The sequence below is a fragment of the Ruminococcus sp. CAG:57 genome, from assembly GCF_000435935.1.
In the GTDB taxonomy this organism is placed as follows: Bacteria; Bacillota; Clostridia; order Oscillospirales; family Ruminococcaceae; genus Hominimerdicola; species Hominimerdicola aceti.
This window is the reverse complement of record NZ_FR890772.1, coordinates 1-3,752: the sequence shown is the minus strand read 5'-3', so window position 1 is coordinate 3,752 and position 3,752 is coordinate 1. Positions and strand designations below refer to the sequence as shown.

5 protein-coding genes are annotated in these 3,752 nt (G+C 43.0%); 4 read left to right on the top strand and 1 reads right to left on the bottom strand.

Annotated features, from left to right (window positions below):
* The 4 genes from QVO88_RS09445 to QVO88_RS09430 all read left to right on the top strand — a co-directional run.
* A partial coding sequence (locus QVO88_RS09445) for a hypothetical protein (RefSeq protein WP_288177963.1) occupies positions 1–203 on the top strand: 203 nt, incomplete at its 5' end.
* 350 nt (positions 204–553) lie between these two features.
* Complete coding sequence (locus QVO88_RS09440; RefSeq protein WP_022288236.1) at positions 554–1,282, top strand: metallophosphoesterase; 729 nt, start codon at positions 554–556, stop codon at positions 1,280–1,282.
* A gap of 74 nt (positions 1,283–1,356) precedes the next feature.
* Positions 1,357–1,656 carry a hypothetical protein gene (locus QVO88_RS09435; protein ID WP_022288235.1) on the top strand — a complete coding sequence of 100 codons (300 nt, stop codon included), beginning with the start codon at positions 1,357–1,359 and terminating at the stop codon, positions 1,654–1,656.
* A 178-nt stretch (positions 1,657–1,834) separates the two neighbouring features.
* The gene (locus QVO88_RS09430; RefSeq protein ID WP_022288234.1) at positions 1,835–2,626 is read left to right on the top strand and encodes a class I SAM-dependent methyltransferase; all 792 of its coding nucleotides are present in this window, start codon (positions 1,835–1,837) and stop codon (positions 2,624–2,626) included.
* 545 nt (positions 2,627–3,171) lie between these two features.
* Here the strand turns inward: QVO88_RS09430 and QVO88_RS09425 are convergent.
* Positions 3,172–3,752 (bottom strand): esterase (locus QVO88_RS09425; protein WP_288177962.1); only part of this gene is annotated, 581 nt, incomplete at its 5' end.

Genomic DNA, 3,752 nt, shown 5'->3' with positions numbered 1-3,752 from the left:
AAGAACGGAATAATAAGAGCATAAATGATGAGAATAACGATGAGCATTTTACTTCATCACTGTTGAAATCTGTAAATCCGTCAGGTCATAAAGTAATTGTATGTGAGCCAAGCTTTTTAGTAAAGACTGCGACTTCCTTTCCGGAGAAGGAAAAGAAGTTAATTACAGAAGATCCAAAGTACGCTTGCATATTTGAGCAATGATTTTACATGATCAGTAAACAACAAAAACCTTTCTTTCGTTCGACAAATTTCAGTTTATAAAGGTACAGTTAAATTATTATCAAAACAATGGCCACACAACACCACAGGCTCTCGCCACACTGAAAAGCAGCGTGGCAGACCTTGCGGTGGTGACAACGCCTATAAGCACCAAGGGTTCACTCAGATAACATAAACCAAAAGAGTTCAAGGAGCTTATCCCCATTATACAGCTTGAAGCGAACTCTATGCCAATGGGTAAAAATTTTTTTCAAACCTCCCCAATTTTACCCCTAAGTATGCTATAATAGAATAGACAAGAAACCCGACCCAAAACCCAGCGAGGTGCTTTTATGACATATGCAATATCTGATATCCACGGCTGTTATGAGGAGTATATTAAGCTTCTCGAAAAAATAGGCTTCTCTGAGGACGATACCCTCTATATCATAGGTGATATCTGCGACAGGGGCGAAAAGCCTATGGAGATCTATAACGACATCATGGCTCGGGATAATGTTATCCCGCTGTTCGGCAACCACGAACACCTTGCCTATATCAATCTCCGCCACCTTATAAAAGATGACGTGAGCAAGCTTACAAAAGACGAACGGCTAGACCTGATCGATTGGCTCACCAGCGGAGGAAAACCCACTTTCAGCGAATTTATCTCCCTCTCCAAAGCCGACCGCATGGACTTTATGGAGTTTCTCAAAAGCTTCTCAATGTATGAGGATATCACCATAAACGGCAAACGTTTTGTCCTCACCCATGCAGGTCTTGGGGGCTTTAGCGAGGATAAGCCCCTTGATGAATATACCCTCCACGAGCTTATCTGGGAGCGTGCCGACTATTCAAAACGCTATTTCAGCGACCCGAATACTTTCCTTGTGACAGGTCACACCCCTACCGCTAATATCCCAAACCACGGCAGACCCGAAGCCTACAAAGCCAACGGACACATAGCCATAGACTGTGGCTGTGCCTCAGGTGGACGGCTGTGCGCCTACTGCTTTGAAACTGACAGTGAGTTTTATGTTGACAAAATAAACCAGCCCCTTGAAAATCACTTCAAAATGTGATATACTTGTCCCGTTAAATATCATAACCGACGAGGATAAAACAGTTTGTGTTACATTTGCAGGAGGTCTATTGTATGTTTGAAAAAATATCATTTCCCGAATATGAATATGGATCTATCCAAAATTACTTAAAGAAATTGGGATATTGTTATACCACAAGAGTATATAAAGAACTTGGAAAATATAAAGTCGGGGAATTATATGCTGCCCCTTGGGGAGATGTGTTGATAATAGATGAAGTTAAAATATATTGGAAAGTATCAGACCGACCATTCTATAACGAAATGAATGATGACGAAAAGGCAGAGATACGCAAATATTCCGAAGATATGGGATTGCCATATGAATTTATTAAATTTTCCGTTTATGAGTAATAAATTTCAGTTTACTCCTTTTACTCACACCCACCGATACAGCCCCTCTGTATCGGTATTTTTCTGCCCCAACTCCCCTATCCGCCCCACCTCTATTGACATTTCCCCCTCAATGTGCTATCATAAAAAAGAACAAGTTAGTCGCAACTATCTTAATAACACCACAGGAGGAAGAAAAATGGATATGAATGAAAAACCAAAGCTCTCAGGCGTGCCTGAAACTATGCTGCAAACCGTGTATGCCCGTGCAAAGGAAACCAAAACAAGGGGTGCGATAAAAGATACAAAAGCCGTGGAGATAATAGATAAGATAAACTATGATTTCTCACTTGCCGATAAGGACTCAGCAATGCACAGTGGCGTTGTGGCAAGGACAATAGTCCTCGATAAGCTTGCGAACAAGTATCTTGCAAAAAACAAAGGCGCAGTGGTGGTGAATATCGCCTGCGGACTTGATACACGCTGTTACAGAATGAACGGCTACACCCATTGGTATAACCTCGACCTGCCCGAAACTATCGCCGTGAGAGAAAAGCTTCTCCCTGAATCAGGCGAGATATCCCAGATAGCAATGTCCGCCATGGACGATTGGAGCGGAGAAATAACCGAGCACGATGCCCCTGCTATCGTCATTATCGAGGGTCTGACTATGTACCTCTCAGAAAAGAACGTAAAGGAGATATTTGACGTCATAAACAAACGCTTTGAACACGTCACAGTATTGGTCGAGACAATGAGCCCCACTATGGTAAAGCGTATGAAAGAAAAGTCTATCGAGGGCAGCAAAGCCAAATTCACATGGGGCGTCAAGGACGGCAAAGAGCTTGCAAAGCTTCTCCCGAACTTCCGCCACATTGAAGACCACAGCCTCGTCGAGGGAATGGCGGAGTTTATCCCAATATTCAAACTGCTCAAAAAAATAAAGCCTGTGAGCAATATCTCAAACAAGATAGTAGTAATGGAAAAATAACTTTGACTTCCCACCCCCGCCATGCTATAATCCCAAATTTAGAAGTTCCGCCACGCAAAAAGCCCATCAAACAGCGTATCACCGCCGCAATTCAGATATAATTTTTTATCTCCAACAATATATAATTCTTTTTTTGCACGGGTAGCGGCAACATTCAGTCAATGTCTGCGTTGATGCGGAATTTGATAAATATTTTTCAGTCACTCCAAAATGTTCTCTAAGCATATTCAGAATATTTGAATCCATTGTGAGTACAGGCTTTATTTGGGAGCGATACTGCAAAAATAGTCAGCACCTTTAAGCTCCTCAACAAACTTTTAGTCGATTTGTTCCTTGGTAAGTGAAAGCTCATTTACGATACTCTGCACTGCACCATTATTGGAGCTTGCAACAACAATATTGTTTTCCGTAATGATCTCTGGAAGTACGCCAATAGATGCGTTGTCAAAATATATTGTCTCTTTTGTTCCCTTGATCGACTTGTCCCTTAGTTTGGCAATACCATAAGCCTGTTTTACAATTTTTCCTTATCCATTGCCATTCCCCTATCTTCCATTCATCACCCAAGCAAACCCCTTAGCTGTCCGCAAAGCAGGCTCTTTAAAATGCCCGCCCTTGTTCCATTCAAGGGCGCATTCGATACCCTGCCCCGTCAGCAAATCATAACTCTCACGGATACAGTCGCCCACCTTTGACATGACCGCATTTTTCGTCCTTTCTTCCTTGTCACCAAGACTGAGATAAACAGCGTCGCATTTTATCTTATTCTCTTTCATATACCCCACAAAATCAGGAAACCACACCGACGGAGAAGCCGCCGCAACGCCTGAAAATTTCTCCGTTTGAAACGCCGCCCACAAGGCAAAAAGCCCTGCCAGAGAATATCCGCCAATGTAATAATTCTTGCTCTTGTCCGAGCAAAGCGTTAATATCTCCGCCAGAGTGTCTTCCGCTCCATTGCCGAAGTCCTCATTGCCAAATACCGCAGGGGCTTCCCATGGTGAAAGCTCCCTGTTCCAATCATCGACCTTCACCGCAATAAGCTGAAAATCCACACTCGTGAGCTTTTTTATCTCTGCCACCTCGTTTTCTATCTCAGGCAGATCATGGTCGCCCACAAGCTGGA

What these genes read in the sequence shown, in the direction of transcription:
- QVO88_RS09440 (WP_022288236.1), top strand. Translation starts at nt 554, where the DNA reads ATGACATATGCAATATCTGATATCCACGGCTGTTATGAGGAGTATATT.
- QVO88_RS09435 (WP_022288235.1), top strand. Translation starts at nt 1,357, where the DNA reads ATGTTTGAAAAAATATCATTTCCCGAATATGAATATGGATCTATCCAA.
- QVO88_RS09430 (WP_022288234.1), top strand. Translation starts at nt 1,835, where the DNA reads ATGGATATGAATGAAAAACCAAAGCTCTCAGGCGTGCCTGAAACTATG.